This window comes from Chryseobacterium sp. DT-167 (genome assembly GCF_058310155.1).
In genome coordinates, this window is record NZ_JBZEEQ010000070.1 from 1 (window position 1) to 667 (window position 667).

1 protein-coding gene is annotated in these 667 nt (G+C 72.6%); it reads right to left on the reverse strand.

Annotated elements, in window-relative coordinates; genetic code table 11:
• Positions 1 to 667: MBL fold metallo-hydrolase (locus AC4FQ5_RS19790; protein ID WP_491146305.1), on the reverse strand; the 667-nt coding region annotated here is incomplete at both ends.

Below are 667 nucleotides of genomic sequence, written 5' to 3' on the forward strand. Positions count from 1 at the left end.
GCCCGCCGCCGGCACGACCACGATCGAGCCGTCGCCGTGGACGTCGAGACTGCTCGGGAACCCGAGGTAGGAGGCGCCGTCGATGACGTACTCGTGGACCTCGTGACCATGCGTCACGGCGGCGAACACGGGGTCTCCTCCCGACCACTCCGCGTAGGCCCGCTCCTCGGCCGTCACCCAGATCGGCACGTCGAGCGAGTCGAGGCCGCTCACGTGGTCCCAGTGCGAGTGCGTGACGAGAACGCCGAGGAGCCGGTCACGGTCGTACCCCGCCGCGTCGAGCTGCTCGCTCACCGTGTCTCCGAGCGCGTGCGGCGCACGACGGAAGGACGGGAGCATCCGGATGTGCTCGTCGGCGTGCTCCCCGAAGCCCGCGTCGAGCAGGAGGTCGCCCTTCGGGTGCCGGATCAGGACCGCTGTCGAGGCGAACGCCCGCACGTCGGAGAACGCGCCTCCGCTGAAGGCGAGAGCGGCGCGGGTCTCGTACGAGCCCGTCGGCAGCTGGGCGATCTCCATCCCGGCCGGCGGGCGGGCGTCGGGCAGCGCGCCCGCACGCGACGGCACCGCCGGGAGCTGTGCGGTCAGCGGCGCGACTCGGGTCCGTCCCCACACGATCACGAGGGCGATGAGGCCGAGGACGACGTTCGGGACGATCTCGCCCGCCTCT